Annotated in this window: 13 protein-coding genes; 10 read left to right on the forward strand and 3 right to left on the reverse strand. The window is 72.3% G+C overall.

What is annotated here, in order from left to right:
- The first annotated feature begins 1 nt into the window (after position 1).
- Entirely contained in the window at positions 2-1,855 is a 1,854-nt protein-coding gene (locus tag ACIPSJ_RS32700) for an RICIN domain-containing protein (protein WP_401351291.1), read from the forward strand.
- Positions 1,856-1,970: 115 nt separating this feature from the next.
- On the opposite strand, the gene ACIPSJ_RS32705 is transcribed toward ACIPSJ_RS32700, so the two are convergent.
- Positions 1,971-3,023 carry a LacI family DNA-binding transcriptional regulator gene (locus ACIPSJ_RS32705; protein ID WP_401351293.1) on the reverse strand — a complete coding sequence of 351 codons (1,053 nt, stop codon included), beginning with the start codon at positions 3,021-3,023 and terminating at the stop codon, positions 1,971-1,973.
- A 209-nt stretch (positions 3,024-3,232) separates the two neighbouring features.
- Between ACIPSJ_RS32705 and ACIPSJ_RS32710 the strand changes: the two genes are divergently transcribed.
- From ACIPSJ_RS32710 to ACIPSJ_RS32720, 3 genes are read left to right on the forward strand one after another with little or no spacing between them, the layout of a single operon-like run.
- Entirely contained in the window at positions 3,233-4,282 is a 1,050-nt protein-coding gene (locus tag ACIPSJ_RS32710) for a Gfo/Idh/MocA family protein (RefSeq protein ID WP_401351294.1), read from the forward strand.
- Between the two features lie 27 nt (positions 4,283-4,309).
- The gene (locus tag ACIPSJ_RS32715) at positions 4,310-5,479 is read left to right on the forward strand and encodes a Gfo/Idh/MocA family protein (RefSeq protein WP_401351296.1); all 1,170 of its coding nucleotides are present in this window, start codon (positions 4,310-4,312) and stop codon (positions 5,477-5,479) included.
- 3 nt (positions 5,480-5,482) lie between these two features.
- Positions 5,483-6,409, forward strand: a complete 927-nt coding sequence (locus tag ACIPSJ_RS32720) for a sugar phosphate isomerase/epimerase family protein (protein WP_401351298.1) — start codon at positions 5,483-5,485, stop codon at positions 6,407-6,409.
- A gap of 126 nt (positions 6,410-6,535) precedes the next feature.
- On the opposite strand, the gene ACIPSJ_RS32725 is transcribed toward ACIPSJ_RS32720, so the two are convergent.
- Positions 6,536-7,861: a lipase family protein gene (locus tag ACIPSJ_RS32725; protein WP_401351300.1), complete on the reverse strand. Its 1,326-nt coding sequence runs from the start codon at positions 7,859-7,861 to the stop codon at positions 6,536-6,538.
- Positions 7,862-8,120: 259 nt separating this feature from the next.
- On the opposite strand from ACIPSJ_RS32725, the gene ACIPSJ_RS32730 reads away from it, so the two are divergent.
- Positions 8,121-8,837 (forward strand): DUF1275 family protein, encoded by a 717-nt coding sequence (locus ACIPSJ_RS32730; protein ID WP_401351302.1) that lies wholly within the window; start codon positions 8,121-8,123, stop codon positions 8,835-8,837.
- A 9-nt stretch (positions 8,838-8,846) separates the two neighbouring features.
- Here ACIPSJ_RS32730 and ACIPSJ_RS32735 read toward each other — a convergent pair whose 3' ends face one another.
- Positions 8,847-12,482 carry a discoidin domain-containing protein gene (locus tag ACIPSJ_RS32735; RefSeq protein WP_401351303.1) on the reverse strand — a complete coding sequence of 1,212 codons (3,636 nt, stop codon included), beginning with the start codon at positions 12,480-12,482 and terminating at the stop codon, positions 8,847-8,849.
- Between the two features lie 230 nt (positions 12,483-12,712).
- Here ACIPSJ_RS32735 and ACIPSJ_RS32740 point away from each other — a divergent pair, with 230 nt between their 5' ends.
- The 5 genes from ACIPSJ_RS32740 to ACIPSJ_RS32760 are packed head-to-tail and all read left to right on the forward strand — an operon-like array spanning position 12,713 to position 19,982.
- Positions 12,713-14,827: a glycoside hydrolase family 27 protein gene (locus tag ACIPSJ_RS32740; RefSeq protein ID WP_401351559.1), complete on the forward strand. Its 2,115-nt coding sequence runs from the start codon at positions 12,713-12,715 to the stop codon at positions 14,825-14,827.
- Positions 14,828-14,841: 14 nt separating this feature from the next.
- Positions 14,842-16,134, forward strand: coding sequence for an ABC transporter substrate-binding protein (locus tag ACIPSJ_RS32745; protein WP_401351305.1), 1,293 nt, complete (start codon positions 14,842-14,844; stop codon positions 16,132-16,134).
- 1 nt (position 16,135) lies between these two features.
- Complete coding sequence (locus tag ACIPSJ_RS32750) at positions 16,136-17,071, forward strand: sugar ABC transporter permease (protein WP_359218985.1); 936 nt, start codon at positions 16,136-16,138, stop codon at positions 17,069-17,071.
- Positions 17,071-17,919, forward strand: a complete 849-nt coding sequence (locus tag ACIPSJ_RS32755) for a carbohydrate ABC transporter permease (RefSeq protein WP_359218983.1) — start codon at positions 17,071-17,073, stop codon at positions 17,917-17,919. Before ACIPSJ_RS32750 ends, ACIPSJ_RS32755 begins: the two co-directional genes overlap by 1 nt.
- The gene (locus ACIPSJ_RS32760; protein ID WP_401351307.1) at positions 17,916-19,982 is read left to right on the forward strand and encodes an alpha-galactosidase; all 2,067 of its coding nucleotides are present in this window, start codon (positions 17,916-17,918) and stop codon (positions 19,980-19,982) included. The genes ACIPSJ_RS32755 and ACIPSJ_RS32760 overlap by 4 nt, the downstream gene beginning before the upstream one ends.
- The last annotated feature ends 14 nt before the right edge of the window (positions 19,983-19,996 follow it).

The raw sequence follows: 19,996 nt of genomic DNA on the forward strand, positions 1-19,996 counted from the left end.
GATGACCTCGCCCGCCATTCTCCCCAGACCCACCACCCGCCTGCGGCGCCGGGCAACCGCCTCCGTCGCCGTCCTCCTGACCGCCCTCGCCGCCACCCTGTTGCCCGCCACCCCCTCGCGGGCCGCCGACACCAGCGTCACCGTCGACTTCGCCACCGCCGGAGGCGCCCCCACCTATCACGCCTCCGGAACGATCTACGGCATGACGCCGGACGGCTCACTTCCGCAGGACCACTTCTTCACCGACATCAAGTGGCACTTCATGCGGGCCGGCGGCGCCCAGCTCAACAGCGGCGGCTACGCCACCAGCCTCGCCGACTACCAGACCCGCTGGGCCTCCACCCTCGCCCAGTACAAGCGGACCGCCGCCCTGGGCGGCACCTTCGTCCTGCTGCCGCACGACCTGTGGGGCGCCGACGGCACCACGAGCCAGGGCTGGCCCGGCGACAACGGCGACTGGACGCAGTTCGACGGCTTCGTCACCCAGCTGATCAGCGACGTCAAGGCCAACGGCATGACCGTCGAATGGGACCTGTGGAACGAACCGGACGGCAGCGGGTTCTGGGGCGCCTCGCAGACGCAGTACCTCCAGATGTGGTCACGCTTCTACGCCAAGGTCCGGGCCGCGTTCCCGAGCCAGCTCATCGTCGGTCCCAGCATCGCGGGCCAGCCCAACTCCGCCAACACCTGGTGGACCACGTACCTGTCGTACGTCAAGGCGAACAACGTCGCGCCCGACATCTACAGCTGGCACGACGAGCCCGGCGACCCGGTCACCGACGTCGGCCGCGCCAACTCGACGCTCGCCACGGCCGGTCTGACCAACACCCGTGCCTACCAGATCAACGAGTACGCCACCCTGTCCATGCAGTCCCCGGGCGGCGGCGCCTGGTTCATCGGCCGCCTGGAGCGGGCCGGCGCGGACGGCCTGCGCGGCAACTGGGCCTCGGGCACGAACCTGCACGACTACGAGGCCAACCTGCTCACCAAGAACAGCGCAGGGCAGTACCTGCCGCTGGGGGAGTGGTTCATGTACCGCTACTACGGCTCCCAGAGCGGCAACATCGTCAACCTCGTCCCCGGCACCAACACCGACGGCCTGGCCACCAAGGACAACACCGCGAAGAACGCGAAGATCCTGCTCGGCGGCAACGGCAACACCGGGACCGTCACCGTCAACCTCACCGGTCTGAACACGACGTCGGTGGTGGAGAGCGGCAAGGTCCGCGCCGTCGTCCAGCGCGTCCCGTACAACAGCGGCGCCGCCGTGACCGGTCCGGAGACCGTCGCTGACACGACCCTGACCGTCAGCGGCAACGCGGCGTCCCTCTCCATCCCCTGGACAACGGCCCAGGACGGCTACACCGTCACTCTGCTCCCGCCGTCGAACACCACCGTCTCCACCGTGGCGGTGAGCCAGAACAGCGGCCAGTGCCTGGACGACACCGGTCTCAGCACCGCCGACGGCACCCAGTACCAGCAGTACTCCTGCGAGGGCGGCTACCAGCAGATGCTCGACCTGAAACCGGTGAGCGGCACGACCGACACCTACACCGTGGTCGACGAGCTCAGCGGCAAGTGCCTCGACGTCTCCGGGGCGTCCACCGCCGACGGCGCCGCCGTCATCCAGTACACCTGCAACGGCGCCACCAACCAGCGGTTCACCCTGAACCCCGTCACCGCGCTCGGCAACGGCCACGACTACCAGCTGGTCGCCGTGCACAGCGGCAAGTGCGTGGACGTCTCCGGCGTGTCCACCGCGCCCCGCGCCCTGGTCCACCAGTGGACCTGCGACGCCGCGAGCGTCCTGACCACGAAGAAGAACCAGGTCTGGCGCCTGCTCGGCAAGGCCTGACACAGAGCACCCCCTGTCCTCGAAGTCCGTGACCGGATGCCCGGCGAGGACCGTGACGCGCCGAACGATCCGTGGGCCTGATGAGCGCCGGGGGTGCGCCGGCGGACTGGGACCGTCAGCGTGCGGGGGCGGTGGACCCGCGGACCACCAGCTGGGGGGCGAGGTTGAATTCCCGGGCCTCGCCGTCCAGTTGGTGGTCGAGCCGTTCGACGGCGGCCTGGACGGCGAGCCGCGCGAGTTGCTCGGTGTCCTGGCGCACGGTGGTGAGGCCGATGTGCGCGAGCCGTGCGGAGCGGATGTCGTCGTAGCCCACGATCGAGACCTCGCCGGGGACGTCGACCCCGGCCTGGCGCAGTTCGATGAGCAGCCCGATGGCGCACTGGTCGCTGCCGGCGACGACGGCGGTGGGCAGCGTGCCACTTGCCAGCAGGGTGTGCGCCGCCGCGGAGCCGGAGGCCTCGGTGTAGTCGCCGGGCACCACCCGTGCCCTGCCGCCCAGGCCGTGGTGGCGCATGGCGTCCAGGTAGCCGGTCCGCCGTTCGGCGGCGCCGGGCCGTTCGCCGCCGTCGACGTGCACGATGTCCCGGTGGCCGAGGCCGACGAGGTGCTCCACGGCGAGGCGGGCGCCCTCGTCGTCGGCGGTGTGCACGGCGTCGAACACCGTCTCGTGCGGCGGGCGGCCGATCTCCACCACCGGCACCCGGATCCCGAAGTCGGCGGTGCACGCCTCGCGCGCGCCGATCAGGACCACGGCCTCGCAGCGTGAGGTGATGAGGGTCTCGACGGCCCGGCGCTCGCCACGGCTCGGGACCACCGCGCTGAGCACCACGTCGTAACCGAGTTCCTCGGTCGCGGCGTAGACGCTCTCGATCAGGTCGGCGTGGAAGGGATCCTGGGCGCTGAACATCACGCCGATCAGGCGGCTGTTGCGGCGGCGGAGCAGCTGGGCGGCCAGGTCGGGGCGGTAGCCGAGTTCGGCCGCCGCCTGCCGCACCCGCTCGCGGGACTCGGCGCTCGGTCCGGGCGCCTCGCGTATGACCAGCGAGGCGGTGGCCCGGGACACGCCCGCACGCCCTGCGACGTCCATCAGGGTCGGCCGCCGCCCGGCGCCCGCCGACGGCGAACCTTCCTTGGGACCCGGGGTACGGGACGCCTTCGGGGTGGACATACGGCCTCCGGGACCTCGACTGGGGCAGGGCGTTGCACAGCATGCTCTCACCACCAGTTTAGATCGATCCAAGTCGACTCTTGACGTCGCGATACAGGCACCACATCATTCGAGGTACATGGTGTTTAGATCGATCTAAAAGGAGGTGCTCCCATGCGGATCGCCCTGCATCCGCCCACCGGGCGCGCCGTGACCGTCGGCGGCGCGCGATGACGCCGGTCCGCTGGGGCATGCTCGCGACCGCCGGGATCGGCCGGGTGGTCGCCACGGCCCTGAAGACCTCACCGCACGCCGACCTCGTCGCCGTCGGCGGCCGGGACGCCGTCCGCGCCCGCCGCTACGCCGACGACATCGGGGCGCCGGCGAGCTTCGGCTCGTACGACGAACTGCTCGCCCACGACGGCATCGACGCGGTGTACGTCCCGCTGCCCGTCTCGATGCACACCGACTGGACGGTCAGGGCGCTGGAGGCCGGCAAGCACGTGCTGTGCGAGAAGCCGTTCGCGGTGACGGCCGCCGACGCCGCCCGTTGCTTCGACGCCGCCGAGGCCGCCGGGAAGCTGTGCGTCGAGGGCCTGATGTACCGGCACCACCCGGAGACCCTGCTGGTGCGCAAGCTGGTCGCGGGCGGCGCGATCGGCCGACTGGCCCATGTCCGGGCGGCGTTGACGGTCGACGTCCTGCCCGGTGACATCCGGCGGACCACCGCGCTCGGCGGCGGGGCCTCGCTGGACCTCGGCTGCTACTGCGTCAGCGCGATCCGGCTGCTGGCCGGGCATCCGCTGCGGGTGCACGCCTCGCGCGTCCTCGACCGTGCCGAGGGCGGCGAGGGCGCGGACCTGCGGCTGGCCGCGACCCTGGAGCTGCCGGACGACGTCCTCGCCCAGTTCGACGTCGCGCTCGACTTCCCCCGGCGCGACGAGCTGGAGGTCATCGGCACGGAGGGGAAGATCACCGTCCGGGATCCGTGGCTGTGCCGCACCGGGTACGTCGAGCTGGAGCGGGACGGCGAGACGCGCCGGCTGCCGGTCGACCCGGACGGGGCGTTCGGGCTGACCTTCGCCGACGACCCGGACAACACCGATGCCTACCGGATCGAGTTCGAGGCCGCCTCGCACGCCATCGCCCACGATACGACGCCGCTGTTCGGCCGTGCCGACGCCGTCGACCAGGCCGAGGTGGTCGACGCGATCCGCCGCGCCGCCGCCCTGGGCGGCCCCGTCGCTCCGGCGCCCTCCGTCGCCGCCACCGGCCAGTAGGCCCACAGGCCCCCAAGGAGCCCACACATGACCACACCCCTGCGCGTCGGCATCGTCGGATGCGGGAACGTCGCGCTGAACTTCCACGTCCCCGCGTACCAGGCGGAACCCGACCGCTTCACCATCACCGCACTCGCCGACCCCACCCCCGAGCGGCTCGAACTCGGCCGCGCCGTCACCGGGCTGACGGCAGATCAGGTCCACGGCGACGCGTCGGCGCTGCTCGCCCGCGAGGACGTCGACGTCGTCGACGTGTGCACGCCGCAGCATCTGCACCGGGACCTCGTCGTCGCCGCGGCGGCCGCGGGCAAGCACATCCTGTGCGAGAAGCCGCTGGCCGCCACCCCCGCCGACGCCGCCGCCATGGTCGCGGCCGCGGACGAGGCCGGGGTGGTGCTCGGCGTCGTCCACAACTACCTGTTCTTCCCGGAGATCGTCGCCGCCCGCGAGCTGATCGACAACGGCGCGATCGGCGACGTCCGCACCGTCACCGTCGACATGCTCGGTGTCGTCGACTCGCCCGGTGCCGCCGGCTACCGCCCGCAGTGGCGGCACGACCCCGCCGCGGCCGGGGGCGGGGTGCTGATGGACATGCTGCACGGCGTCTACCTCGCCGAACACCTCCTCGGCGAGCCCGTGGAACGGGTCTCGGCGTACGTCGACGCGGCGACCCCCGGTGACGCGGTCGAGGGCCTGGCGCTGTGCCGGCTGGAGAGCGCCCACCGGGCCGCGCTGGTCAACATCGGCTGGGGATTCGGCCCGGGCGGCATCCGGGTCAACGGCACCAAGGGCCGCATGGTGCTGCGCTACCGCGACGAGGGCACCATCCCCTGGGCGCCGTTCGAGGCGCTGCGACTGACCACGGAGGCGGGCACCGAGACACCCGATCTCCCCGCCGGTCAGGAACTCGTGCCCCTGGTCGCGGACGCGCTGCGGGCCACGGTCGCCGACCTCGCCGACGCGATCACGACCGGCCGGGCGCCGGCCGCCCCGGGCCGCGCCGCGCTCCACACGCTGGAGGCCACCGTCGCCGCCTACACGTCCGCCGCCCTCGGCGAGAGCGTCGGCATCCCGCTGCCCGTCGACGGCCCCGTGCACCGCCGGGGCGTGATCGGGCTCGCCGACCTCGACGTCCCCGCCACCTCGGGCGTGCGCACCCGCGGCCTGTTCGGACTCGCGACCCCCAACGGGAGCTGACCCATGGAACTCTGCCTCTACACCGACTCGGTCCCCGACCTCACCCTCGAAGAAGCCCTCGACCTCACCGTCGCCCTCGGCGGCACCGCCGTCGAGATAGCCGCCGGCGGCCAGTCCAGCGCCCCGCACATGGACGTCTTCACCCTCGTCGAGAACGCGGCCGAACGCGCGAAGTTCGCCGACGCGCTCGCCTCCCGGGGCCTGCGCATGGGCGCGATGAACTGCTCGGCCTGGCCGATGCACCCCCGCAAGGGCGCCCGCCACGTCGAGATCATGGAGGCGGCGGTACGGCTCGCCGAGCAGCTCGGCGTCAGGAAGATCGTGACGATGACCGGCAACCCCGGCGAGTCACCCGACGCGCGGTTCACGAACTGGATCTTCTACCCCTGGCCGCCGGAGAACATCGAACTCCTCCACCGCCAGTGGGACGAGACCATCGCCTTCTGGCAGAAGTTCGCGCCCTTCGCCGCCGACCACGGCATCGAGCGGATCGCCCTGGAACTGCACCCGCTGCACATGGTCTACAACGTGCCCACACTGCTGCGGCTGCGCGAGGCGGTCGGCCCGGTCATCGGCGCCAACGTCGACCCCAGCCACATGTTCTGGCAGCGCATGGACCCGGCCGCGATCGTCCGCGCCCTCGGCCCGGCCGTGCACCACGTCCACCTCAAGGACGTCGAGTACCGCGCCGACCAGCTGGCCCTGGCCGGTGTCCTCGACAACCGCCCCTACAGCACACCCGAGGAACGGGCCTGGACCTTCCGCACGGTCGGCCACGGGCACGGCGCCGAGTTCTGGGCCCCGTTCATCGACGCGCTCGCCGAGGTCGGTTACGACGACGTCGTGAGCATCGAGAACGAGGACCCCGTGCAGGACGCCGTCGAGGGTGTCACCGACGCGGCCCGCTTCATCGAGCCGCTCCTGCACTGACGGCGCATCACCGGACGAACTCGTCCGGAAGGCGGAGGCCACTGGCGTGGGACGGGCCGCGGACGGGGCTGTTGCCCGGTCCGCGGCCCGCGGTCCGTCAGGACGCGAAGGTGGGGTGCACGCCGGTCAGGGTTGTACGGGCATGCTCCAGCAGTTGGAGGAGGCCGCCTTGCCGGCGAAGCGGTCGGTGAGCCAGTCGATGGCGGAGCCCTGGTCGGTGAGCAGGGGGGCGAAGTGGTTGAGGAGGGCGCTGCCGACGCTGGGGAGTACGACGGGTGTGTAGGTGATGTCGGCCCCCTTGCGGCACCAGTCGACGGCGAGCCGGCGGGCCTGGGCGTGGGGGACGAGGTTGTCGCTGACGCCCGTGGTCAGGCGGATGGGGCCGGACGGCTTGAGGGTGCCGATGCGCTGGCTGTCGAGGAAGGCCTGGAGCGCGGGGGTGGTGGCGATGATGTCACTGATGGACCGGCCGTCGGTGGTCCACTTGGTGCTCTTCGCGTAGGCGTAGCCGAGGAGCGCGTCGCCGACGCACATGGTCGACAGGTCGCTGAGGGCGGCCTTTCCGGCGTCGTTGAGGTGGGCCTCGGCGATGGGCTTGAGCGAGGGGTCGGACTGGAGGAAGCCGTTGAGGGACCAGCCGAGCGCACCGGCCAGTTCACTGCCGTCGATGGCCTTGGTGACGGCGGTCAGGTCGGCGGGCGGTGCGCCCGCGTAGGTGCCGGAGAGGGTGACGTCGGGGGCGTAGGAGGCCTGGAGTTCGGCCGCGGCGGCGGTCGCTCCGCCGCCCTGGCTGTAGCCGTAGAGCCCCACGGGGGAGGCGTCGGTGACGGAGGCGCCGTCGACCGCGCGGGCGGCACGGACCGCGTCCAGTACCGCGTGTCCCTCGTCGACGCGGTTGACGTAGGTGTGCAGCCGGTCGGTGGCGCCGAGGCCGACGTAGTCCGTGACGACCACGGCGACGCCCTTCGCCAGGAGGCGGTAGATCGCGAGGTCCTCGTAACCGACGGACAGCGTCTGGCTGTTGACGGTCAGCGGGTGTTCGAGGCCCAGGGAGGCGGCGCACTGGTCGCCCTGGCCCATGGTGCCGGGAGCGAGGGCCACCAGGGGGCGTGGTCCGTCGCCCTTCCAGGCGGCGCTCGGTTCGATGTAGGCGCCGGTCACGGCGACGGGCCGGCCGTTGGAGTCCGTGGACTTGTACATCAGCCGGGTCGCGGTGCCGGGGAGCGGACCGTCGAGGCCGGGCAGGCTGAGGGCGAGCGGGAGGGGCTCGCTGCGGATCAGGGTGCCGTTCGCCGAGGGGAGTTCGGCGGGCGGGTCGTAGAACGCGGGGATGGTGACACCCCGGGAGACCACCTCGTCCGCCGCCGTGGCGGCCGTGCTGGCGAGAGCCTGGGCGCCGAGGCAGGCGGCAGCGGTCACCGCTGCTGCCAAAAGCTTTCTGCGTGCGGGCATGGCGAACCTCCTGTGATGCGGCCGGCAGTGAGGAACACAGGTGAATGCGGCGGGGAGAGCAGGCCGTCCCGGGCCGGCTCACACCGCGGTGAAGTGGTTCGCCAGGAGATTACGCGCGAGTAAGTTACTCGTGGTACCACCGCGTAGGTTACGGTTCGGTAATTTGACGGAGTGTCTAACTGCGGGCAGGAGGCCTGGTCGGACCGTCGAAGCCGGGAGCGGCCCTCGCCGCGCGTTACGCTCGGGGACTGTGAGTGACGTGCGGCCGAAGCGAGCGGCAGAGCCCCCCGGGCCACCGCCGACGGAACCGGGGACCGCGCTGCGCGTCGCCGTCGTGCTGCTGGTGGCGGCCTCCGGGGCGGTGGAGACCATCTCCTTCACCGCCCTGGACCATGTCTTCGCCGGGGTCATGACGAGCAACCTGGCCCTGCTCGGGATGGCGGTCGGCCGGGCCGAGGCGACGGGGGTGACCGCGGCGGTGCTGGCGCTGGCGGGTTTCGGCGTGGGCGCGGCCGCCATCGCCTGGTTCACCCGTGGGCTCGGGGGCGAGGGCACCCGCTGGTCGCCGCCGGTGCTGTGGTCCCTCGCCGCAGAGGCGCTGCTGCTGGCCGTGGGCGCGGTGACCTGGGCCGTCCTGGGCGGAGCGCCGGGGCCGGTCGCCCGGGACATGCTGCAGTGCGGTGCCGCGCTCACCATGGGCATCCAGTCGGGGGCCATGGTGGCGGCCGGGAGCGCGGCGGCGCCGACCACGTACCTGACCGGCACCCTGGCCACGTACATCGTCAAGGGAGTGCGGGCGGGCCGCCTGAACCGCTGGGTGTCCGCCCGGCTGGCCGCCCTGATGGTGGGCGCGGCGGCTTCCATGGCGGTGCTGCGGACGGCACCGCCCTGGGCGGGGGTGCTCCCGCCCGTGCTCGTGGTGTGCGCCCTTCTGGCGGCGGGCTCGTGCCGGGCCCGCCGCCAGGCCGCACGGTGAGGTACGGCGTCACCGGGCGGCGGACCGGGGGACGTTGTAGCCCTCGACCCGCACGCTCGGCCGGGCGACCGCGACGTCGGCCGGCCAGGTCGCGGTGACGGTCCGTGACTCGCCCGGGAGCAGCCACAGGTAGTTGTCGCTGTAGAGCGTCGGCAGCACGCGGTCTCCCGAGCGGTCGTCCAGGAGGGAGACCCGGAGCATGGCCGCGACGGCGGGACCCCGGTTGGTCACCCTCGCGGTCACCGTGTGGCGGTCGGTGCGGGTGAGGTCGGCGGAGACCCGGGTCCGCCCCAGCTGGTTGAGGGCGTTCATGGCCTCGGGGGTGCGATACCGCCAGTACGTGTTCTCCGAGAGCAGCGTGCCCCGCGCGTCGGTGAGGCGCAGGCGCAGCAGATGGAGGTCCGGCAAGTCGTCCTGGGCGGGGCCGGTGAAGGCCGTCGTGGTCGCGGACGGCGCCACGTCGACGGTCGCGCGCCGCTCGGGGGCCACCTGGCGGCCGGTCAGGTCGTACCACCGGGCCACCACGACCGCCCCGTCGATCGTCCGCGGGGTGTGGTTGACGGCGATCACCCGGCCGTCGACGGGACCGGCCTGCACATGGACGGGCTCGGCGGCCTTGCGGGCGCCGTAGTAGGCGCCGTTGACGTCGAAGTCGTAGTCGTAGGTCTGCCAGACCGTGCTGTACCAGGCGGGGTGCGACATCCACAGCATCAGGCCGCTCGCGTCGTCCCAGAGCCGGGCGTTCCAGGCCTCGAACATGGCGCGGATGTTCTCGTAGTTGACGAACTGCGCCTTGCGGCAGAAGTCGTCCAGGCCGGTCGCCGGGCCCAGCCGTGCCTCGATCGCCGCCCGGTAGTTCTGCGGTGCCTGGTTGCCCCTGGTGCTCCAGTCGTGGTGGTACCAGGCGGTGCCGACGGGCCACTTGGGTTCGTCGGCGACGAGCCGGCGCATCGTCTCGGCGGTCGGCACCACCGGCATGCCGATCTCGGTGTGGAAGCCGAAGGTCCCGCCGCCGTAGGTCGACGGCGAGGAGTAGCGCTCGGGCTCCACCCAGCCGTAGGGGCCGCCGCCGGAGACGATCCCGCCGGCCGAGTTGTTCTGGTAGAGGATTCCGGGCGCCTCCGCCCGGACCGCGGAGCGCATGCCGTCGTCCACCGGGCCGGGCGGGTTGCCCTCGTTGGCGCCGCACCACACGACCACGCTCGGGTGGATCCGGTAGCGCCGTACGGTGTCGCGGGCCAGGTCCAGGAAGGCCTGGTGATCCGGCGGGTCCATGGCCCAGGCGCCTGGGAAGTCGTTCCACACGAGCAGGCCGTGCTCGTCGCAACTGGCGTAGAACTCCTCGCGGTTGCTGCTGCCCACCCAGTTGCGGATCATGGTGAAGTTCATGTCGCGGTGCATCCGCACGGCCGTGTCCATGCGCGTGGCGGGCATCCGCCGCAGCAGTTCGTCCCAGCCCCAGTTGCCGCCGCGGCAGAACACCCGGACGCCGTTGACGCTGATCTTCAGCGGCACGGTGGAGTTGTCGACGGATCTCACGTCGGTCCAGTCGGTGCCGTCGTCGGAGACCTGGACGGTGAACGTCCGCGCGTACGCGGTCTCCCAGGTGATGACGACCCGGTCGAACGACACCGTGCTCCCCAGGTCGACCCGGATCCACTGGTCGTCCTCGAAGGCGGACGACCAACGGGTGCCCGGGTCGCCGTCGACGGCGCTGCCCGGCTGGTGCGCGGCGTCGTCGACCGAGGACGCGGTGGCCGCCTGGTGCAGCGCCAGATCGGTGTCCGGCGCCGCGCTGTCCAGCACCGCCAGGCTCCACATCGACGCGCCCCAGCCGGTGGCGCGGGTGCGGCACAGGACGCGCAGGTACCGCGCCCGTTGCGGTGCGAGGTCCACGGTCTGTGCGACCGCGTTGCCGCCCGGCGGGAAGGTCAGCGGCACCTCGTACTCGTAGCCGAACTGGCGTATCCCGAAGCGGGACGTGCGCCGGTCGCTCTCCACGCCGGACACGGTGGCGGTGAGGGTCAGGTCGTGCAGGGTCGGGTCGCCGTAGCCGTTGGGCCACCACAACCGGGGCTCGCGGAGGCGGAGTTCGGGGTGGTCTGCGGGGGTGAGGACGACGTCGGTGGCGCCGCCCCCGGGCACGGTGACCGTCTCGGAGACCCGTACCGACCCGAAGGCGGCGGTGACGGTGACGCGCCGGGGTCCGGTGTCGGCGTTGCGCACCGGGATCACCAGGGTCAGCTCGGCCGTGCCGGTGTCGGGCAGGTCGGGCAGCCGGGTGTCCACCCGGGGGTCGCCGAGCACCGCCGCGCCGGTCGAGCGGAGCCGGACGTGGTTCCAGATGCCGGCCGCCCGGTCCCGTACCGCGGGCATCCAGTCCCAGCCCGAAGCGGCCAGGTACGTGGGGGAGTTGCGGTTCATCATGTTGGCGCCCGCGTCCACGAAGGCCAGTCCGGCCGGGCCCTTGTCCCCGGGGCTGCCGGGGAAGGGGACGGGGGTGATCCGGACGGCGAGGGCCTGCGCCGCGTCGTCCGTGAGCAGGCGGGTCACGTCGAGGGCGGCGCGGGCGAAGGGGAAGGTCAGCTCGCCGGCCCGGCTGCCGTTGAGCCAGACCTCGGCCCTGTGGTTGATCCCGTCGAACTCCAGCCAGACATGGCGTCCGGCTCCGGTGCGCAGGCCCTCGGGGAGGCGGAACTCGCGCCGGTACCACCAGGAGTGCCGGGACAGCGCCTCCGGGATCCGCAGGTTGTGCAGGCCGGACACCGGGTCGGGCAGCTTGCCCTGGTCCACCAGCGAGGTCAGGACGGTCCCGGGCACGGTGGCCGGCAGCCAACGGCCGGTGTCCACACCGGGCTTGGAGAGCGCGGGCCCGTCGCCGTCCGCCCGGTCGTCAAGGGTGAGGTCCCAGCCGGACTCCAGCGGGACCGTGCCGTCCGCCGCGAGGCGCAGTGGCTCGGGGGTGCGGTGGTGGGTGCCCCAGTCCGTCCAGCCGGTGGCCTCGGGGCGCGGGGCATGGCAGGTGCCGTACACCTGGAAGCCGTTGAGGCCGAGCGGGTTGGCGTTGGAGCGCTTGTGCACGGTCAGGCGCACCCAGCGCGCGGTGACCGGCTCGGGGAGGGCGATCTCCATCACGCCACCCGTGCCGGAGTCGGTGCGGTACACCGCGCTCCAGGACGTGTGGTCGCGCGAGGTCTCGACGACGAAGTCGACCGCGCAGCTGGACAGGATCTCCTGGCCCGTCGTGTCGTTGCGCGGGCTCCCGTTCGGCGAGTCGGTGAACGGCGGGTCGGCCGCGGTCGCCTCGAAGACCAGGCGCAGCGACTCCACCCGGCACGGCGCCTGGAGGTCCACGGAGATCCACTGCGGATCACCGGCCGCGGCCCGCCATCCGGTGCCCCGGACGCCGACCGTGCCGAGGCCGTCCACGGCGAACTCCGCGGGCGTGGGCGCGTAGTCGGTGGAGGACACCGACACAGGCCGGTGGGCGGCGAGTTCGCCCCGGGAACCGCGCGGCCCCGGCTGTCCGGAATCCGCCGTGGCGGCACCGGCGAAGGGGCCCGTGCCGAGCCCGAACCCGGCCAGCAGGGTGGTTCCGGCGGAGAGAACGGCACGGCGGGACGGCGGAGTTGACTGATCCGACATGAACGAGGGCTCCGATCAGGGGAGTTCGAGCCGGGAACCAGAGTGCTGACAACGTTGCCAGCACCCCTGACAACGTTGCCGAACATGACCTCCCGAAGGTGGGCCTGTCAAGAGTCTGTGCGTACCTTCGCGCTGCTTCTATTAAATTAGTAATTAATCTTGACGTGGTTTCGGCCTCGGGTCACAGTCTTCGCCGAGACGTTCCCATCCCCCGGGAGACGCACGTGACCCTGCACCCGCCCGTACCCAGACCCCGGCACCACCGGTTCACCCGGCCCGTCCTCGCGGCCGCGACCGCGGTGGTCCTGGCCGCCACCGTCACCCCCGACGCCCTCGCCGGGACGGCCGTCGACCAGGGCGCACCCGCCGCCTACGACAGCGGCCTCGCACCGACGCCCTACATGGGCTGGAACACCTACTACGGACTCGGCGCGCCCACCGAGAAGGAGGTGCGCTCCGTCGCCGACAAGCTGGTCGGCAGCGGTCTGCGCGACAGCGGCTACGACATCGTGTGGCTGGACGGCGGCTGGCAGGCCGACAACCCCCGTGACGCACAAGGGCGGTTGGTGGCCAACCCGGAACGCTTCCCGTCCGGCATCCCGGCACTCGTGTCCTATCTGCACCGGCGCGGCCTGCGGGCCGGCATCTACACCGACGCCGGCGCCTACGACGGCGGCAGGAGCTGCGGCCTCGGCAGCCGTGGGTACTACGACCAGGACGCACGGCAGTTCGCGAGCTGGAAGATCGACGCCATCAAGGTCGACTTCCTGTGCGGGATCGGCGCCGAGCTCGATCCGGGGCCCGCGTTCAAGGAGTTCAGCGACGCGGTCGCCAAGTCCGGCCGCCGGATGCTGCTCAACCTCTGCAACCCGCTCACCGACGACTGGGGCCTGCCGCACACCCCCGAGCAGGACGCCCACAACACCTATGTCTACGCCCCGGCGATCGCCGACTCCTGGCGCACCGGCACCGACATCGCCTGGGGCACCCCGAGCCCCGGCCAGTGGCCCAACGTGCTCCGCAACATGGACGCCAACGCCTGGCACCCCGAGGCGCAGGGCCCCGGCCACTACAACGACCCCGACTACCTCATCCCCATGCGGAGGATGACCGACGGGTCGTACGAGCTGACCCAGGAGGAGTCCACCACCCAGTTCGTGATGTGGGCCGAGATGGGCTCCCCGCTGGTGCTCGGTTCCGACCCCCGGACGCTGTCCGAACCGATGCTCGCCACCCTCCGCAATCCGGAGATCATCGCCGTCGACCAGGACCCCCTCGCGATCCAGGGGGTACGGGTGGCGACCGACTCGGTCGGCGACGTCTACAGCAAGGTGCTGCGGGGGAGCGGGCAGCGGGCGGTCGTCCTGCTCAACCGCTCCGACCAACCGGCCGAACGCACCGTGCGGTTCGCCGACACCGGCCTCGGTGGCCCGGTGCGCGTCCGTGACCTGCGGGCCCGCGCCGACCGGGGCACGCACACCGGGTCGTACACCGTGGCGGTCCCCGCGCACGGCACCGCGTTCCTGAAGCTGACCGGCGCCGACGCCCTGCCCGGGACGGACCTGGGCGTGACGGCCACCGCGAGCCCGGCCGTGACGGGCGACGGCGCCGTCTTCCTCCGGGGACCGCACGGCTCGCTCGTCGAGCAGGCCGGCGGCAGGACGAAGGACCTCGGCGGTCCCGCGCGGGGCCGGATCCTCGGCCAGCCCGCCGCCCACGCCTCGGCCGGCGGCCGGATCGACGTCTTCGTGCGCGGCGCCGACTCCCGGGCCTACCGGCGGGTCTACGCCGACGGCCGCTGGGGCCGATGGCAGTCCCTGGGCGGCGAGTTGACCGACGCGCCGTCCGTGGCCTTCACCGACCCCGCCCACTGGACGCTGTTCGCCCGCGGGGCCGACGGCACGGTCGTGCAGCGCGGTCCGGCGACCGGCTGGTCCTCGCTCGGCGCGCCCGGCGACCGGACGACGTACGGCCGCCCGTCCGCCGTTGTCGACGGGCAGGGGCGCGTCCATGTCGCCGTCCGCACCGCTGCCGACGACGTGTGGACCCGGTCCCGCGACACGTCGGGGGAGTGGTCCGCGTGGACCCCGCTCGGCGGGACCGTCAGCGGCAGCCCGACGCTGGTCGCCGCCGGGGACGCGGTGCTGCTCTACGCGCGCGCCGCCGACTACACGCTCTGGCAGCAGCGGTACGCCGACGGCGCCTGGCAGGGCTGGAGCAAGCGGCAGGAGTTCCCGAGCGCCGCGTTCGACGGCTCGCTCGGCGCGGTCGCCGGCCCGGACGGAGCCGTGGACGCGGTCTTCCGCGGGGTCGACGGCCACGTGTACCGGACCACATTCAAGTAACCGAGGGATCCATCATGGCCAACCATCAGCCCAGCCGCCGCCGGTTCCTCGCCGGACTCGGCGGAGCCGGGACCGCGGCACTGCTCAGCGGCTGTGTCACCTCGACCTCCTCCGCGAAGAGCTCCTCGAAGGGCGCGGTGACCCTCCAGTCCAACCTCTCCGCCCCGCAGGCCAAGACCGCGATGGAGGACCTGGTCGCGGCGTACGCCGAGAAGGGGTCCGGCAGGGCGAGCCTCAACACGGTCGCCGCCGAGACCTTCCGCACCCAGCTGCCGACCTACCTCACCTCGGCCAACCCGCCGGACGTGCTCACCTGGTACCCCGGCTCGGTGGCGGACGCCTACGCCAGGAAGAACCTGCTGCTCGACCTCGACGAGGTGTGGAGCTCCTCGCCCGACCTCAAGAAGTACAGCAAGGCGCTGAACTCGCTCTGCACCTCCAGCGCCGGCAAGAAGGTCTTCGTGCCGGCCACCTACTACTGGTGGGGCATGTTCTACCGGAAGTCGAACTTCGCCAAGTGGGGCGTCACCGAACTCCCCAGGAGCTGGGACGACTTCCTCGGCCTGTGCGAGAAGCTGAAGAGCAAGGGCGTCGCCCCGATCGGGCTCGGCGCCGGCGGCAACACACCGTGGGTGGCCTCGGCCTGGTTCGACTACCTCGACATCCGGATCAACGGCGCCCAGTACCACCGTGAACTCCTCGCCGGAAAGCACCGGTTCGACGACCCCGAGGTGCGCAAGGTCTTCGACCGCTGGCAGGAGGCGCTGCCGTACTTCGACCCGAACGGCGTCGCCCTCCCCTTCCAGGACGCCACCACGGCCCTGCTCAATGGCAAGACCGGCATGATGCTCATCGGCACCTTCTTCGCCGACGCGGCTCCCAAGAGCGCCCTGGACGACATCGACTTCTTCCGCTTCCCGGTCGTCGATGCCAAGGTCCCGCTCGCCGAAGAGGCCCCCGTGGACGGCTACTTCGCCAGCGCCCGCACCGGCCGCACCGACCAGGTCCACGACCTGCTGAGCTACCTCGCCACCGCCGAGGCCCAGGAGATCTACATCAAGGGCTCCTCCGGCACCGTGCTGCCCTGCAACCCGGACGCCAAGGACGCCGGGACCGCGCTCGTGAAGAAGGGCCGCGCACACATCGCCGCGGCGGCCGAGATCACCCAGTTCTTCAACCGCGACTCCAGCGACGCCCTCCAGCCCACCGCGGACACCGCGCTCACCAAGTTCCTGGCCAAGCCCAAGGAGATCGGCGGCATCCTCACCGACTGGCAGCGCGACGCCCAGAAGATCTGGAACGCCTGACGTGGCCGTGCTCACCGCCCCCGACCGGAAGTCCCCGGCCCGTCCGCCCGCGAGCCGCGGACCGGGCCGGGGCTCCCGGCGCACCCCGCCCCTGGTCCTCGCCTTCGTCCTGGTCCCGCTGCTCGTCGAGGCGCTGTGGGTGTTCTGGCCCGCCCTACAGGGTTTCTACCTCGCCCTGACCAGGTGGGACGGCGTCTCCCCGCCGCGGTTCATCGGGCTCGGCAACTTCCGGGAGATGGCCCACGACGATGTCTTCCGCAGTGCGGCCGGCCACACCGTGCTCTGGCTGGTGCTCTTCGGCGGACTCTCCGCCGTACTGGGTCTGGCCACCGCGCTGCTGCTCCAGCAGGAGCGGCGCGGGGTCGGCTTCTACCGGGCCGCGCTCTTCCTGCCGGTCGTGTTCTCGCTGGTCGCCACCGCCCTCGTCTGGCAGGCGATCTACCAGCCCGACGGCGTCCTGAACCGGCTGTTGCAGAGCGTGGGCCTCGGCAGCCTCCAGCACGCCTGGCTCGCCGACCAGGACACCGCCCTGTACGCGGTGATCGTGCCCGCGCTGTGGCGCCAGATCGGCTATGTCATGGTCCTGTACCTGGCCGGCCTCAAGGGCATCGATCCCGCGCTGTACGAAGCCGCCAAGGTCGACGGCGCGAGCGCCTGGCAGCGCTTCCGCCATGTCACCCTGCCCCAGCTGCGCAGCGTCAACGCGGTCGTCCTGTCGGTCATCGTCATCGACTCGCTGCGCTCCTTCGACGTCGTCTGGTCCTTGACCCGCGGCGGCCCCTACCACTCCTCCGAGCTGCTGAGCACGTACATGTACTCGACCGCCTTCCAGTCCCTGCGCCTCGGCTACGGCTCCGCCCTCGCCGTCGTCATCTTCGTGCTGGCCTTCGGGGTCATCGCCGCCTACCTCGTCCGCGCGTTCCGGGAGGCCGACTGATGTCCGCCCCGTCCACGGCGGTGCGCCGCAAGCGGGCCGCGACCGCCGGATTCCACCTCGGCGCCGGTGCCCTGGCCGTCCTGTGGCTGCTGCCCATCGCCCTGGTCCTGGTGACCAGCCTGCGCACCTTCGACGACATCGCCGCCCACGGCCTGGGCAGCCGGCCGCACTCCTTCACCCTGTCCAACTTCGGCCAGGCCTGGAGCGACGGCGGCCAGCAGCAGGCCATGATCAACAGCCTGCTGGTCACCGTGCCCTGCGTCCTGGTCACCCTCGCCCTCGCCGCGATGGCCGCGTTCGCTCTCAGCCGCTACGAACTCCCCTTCCGGCGCGCCCTGTTGCTCCTCATGCTCGGCGGCAACCTGCTCCCTCCCCAGATCCTGCTCATCCCGGTGTCCAAGCTCAGCGAGCTGATGGGCGTCTACGACACCCTGCCCGCCCTCATCGGGGTGCAGATCGGCTTCGGCGTGGGCTTCTACGTCTTCGTCCTGCACGGGTTCATGCGGTCGATCCCGGTGGAGATCCAGCAGGCGGCGGTCGTGGACGGCGCCGGACCCTGGCAGATCTTCCGGCGGATCATCCTCCCGCTGACCCGGCCCGCCCTGGCCGCGCTCAGCGCGCTCTCCTTCACCTGGATCTTCAACGACCTGCTCTGGGCGATCACCGTCCTGCGCAGCGACTCCAAGATGCCGATCACGGCCGCCCTCATCGGACTCCAGGGCCAGTACGTGTCGATGTGGAACGTGATCGCGGCCGGGTCGGTCATCGCCGCGGCGCCCACGGTCGCCGTCTTCCTCAGATTCCAGCGGCACTTCGTGGCCGGCCTCAACCTGGGAGCGGTCAAGTGACGGACCAGCGCTGGACCCTGCGGACGGCGAACACCTCCTACACCGTCCGGCTCTCCCCGGACGGGCCGTGGGCCGAGCTCGCCGCCTGGGGCCCGCCCGGCGTCGAGGACGGCCCCTCCGCCCTGGACTGGTCCCACCGCACGCACTTCATCACGCCCGCCGACGCGGCCCCGGCCGAGTACCTGCCCTACGGGCTCCGGCCGTTCACCGGGTCCGAGGTGGTGGCCTCGCGCCCGGACGGCGAAGAGCGGGGCATGTGGTGGGAGTTCGAAGGCGCGGAGACCGCCGAGGGATCTCTGCGTCTGGCCTTCACGGACGACGTGATCGGGCTGCGGACGGTCCTCGGCTACGAGACCGTGCCGGGCACCGATGTGATCCTCCGCTGGGCCGAGTTCACGGCCGGCGACGACGAACTCCGCCTTGAACGGCTCGACTCGGGCGCCGTGACCGTCCCGGTCACCGGCGCGGCCCGGCTGACGTACCTCTGCGGACAGTGGTCCCAGGAGTTCCAGCACACCCGACTCGACCTCACCAGAGGCACGTTCACCATCGGCAGCCTCCAGGGCGTGCCCGGTCACGCGTACGCGCCCTGGCTCGCCGTACAGGACGGGGACGCCCCGGCCGCCTACGGCGTCGCCCTGGCCTGGCCGGGCAACTGGCACATCACGGCGGAGGCCGAGCCCGGCGGTGCCGTACGGGTCCGCGCCGGACGCGTCCCGCACGAGGGCGCCGTCCGACTCGGCCCCGGCGAGACGCTGGTGACCCCCCGCCTCGCCTGCGCGTTCAGCCCGGACGGCCTCGACGGCCTGTCCCGGGTCTGGCACCGCTACGAACGGCACCTCGCCGGTGAGCGGCTGCACCGCCCGCGCAAGGTGCTCTACAACTCCTGGGAGGCCACCGGCTTCGACGTCGACGCGGCCGGCCAGCTGGAGCTGGCGAAGGCCGCCGCGGACCTCGGGACCGAACTCTTCGTCGTCGACGACGGCTGGTTCACGGGCCGCGCCGACGACACCGGAGGACTGGGCGACTGGTACCCGGACCCGGAGGCCTTCCCGGACGGCTTCGGCCGCTTCGTCGAAGACGTCCGGGCCCTCGGACTCGACTTCGGCCTCTGGGTCGAGCCGGAGGCGGTCAGCCCCGGCAGCCGGCCGCACACCGAACACCCCGAATGGGTCTACCGCGTCGACGGCCGCCCGGCCCGGCTCGTCCGCAACCAGCTGCTCCTCGACCTCGGCCGGACCGACGTCCAGGACTTCGTCGTCGCCACCCTCGACCGGCTGCTCACCGCGCACCCGATCGGCTACCTGAAGTGGGACATGAACCGGCCGCCCACCGAACGCGGGCGCCCCGGCACCGGCCCGGCCGACCTGGACGCCGAGCACGTCGCCGGCTACCTGCGCGTCCTCGACCACCTGCGCGCCGCCCACCCCGACGTCACCGTCGAGGGCTGCGCCGGCGGCGGCGGACGCGTCGACCTCGCCACCCTCGCCCGCACCGACGTCGTCTGGCCCAGCGACAACACCGCACCCCTGGACCGGCTGCGCATCCAGCACGGCTTCCTGCACGCCCACGCCCCGCACGTCATGAGCTCCTGGGTCACCGACGCCCCCGGCATCCTCGACCCGCGCCCGCGCAGCCTCGCCTTCCGCTTCGTCAACGCCCTGTGCGGAGTCCTCGGCATCGGCGCCGACCTCCGTGCCTGGACCCCGGAACAGCGGGCGGAGGCCGCCCGGTGGATCGCCCGCTACAAGGAGGTACGGGACGTCGTCCACCACGGCGAGGTCCGGCTGCTCGGCACACCGGACGACCCCACCTGCGGCGTGCAGTACGACGCCGGTGACCGCACCGTCGTCGCCGCGCTCTCCACCGGCCGCCTCGACGGCGCCCCGCTGCTCCCCGGCCGCCCCGACCGGCTCCGGCTGCGCGGCCTGGAGCCGACGGCACGCTACCGGGAGACGGCGAGCGGAACCTCGTACAGCGGAGCCCATCTGCTCCACTACGGCCTGCCGTTCGCCTGGAATGCCGGGTACGACGCCGACCTGGTGGTACTGACCCGCCTGTAGGGCGCATATGTTTC

Origin of the sequence: Streptomyces sp. NPDC090088 (genome assembly GCF_044747345.1) — a bacterium.
Taxonomy (GTDB): Bacteria; Actinomycetota; Actinomycetes; order Streptomycetales; family Streptomycetaceae; genus Streptomyces.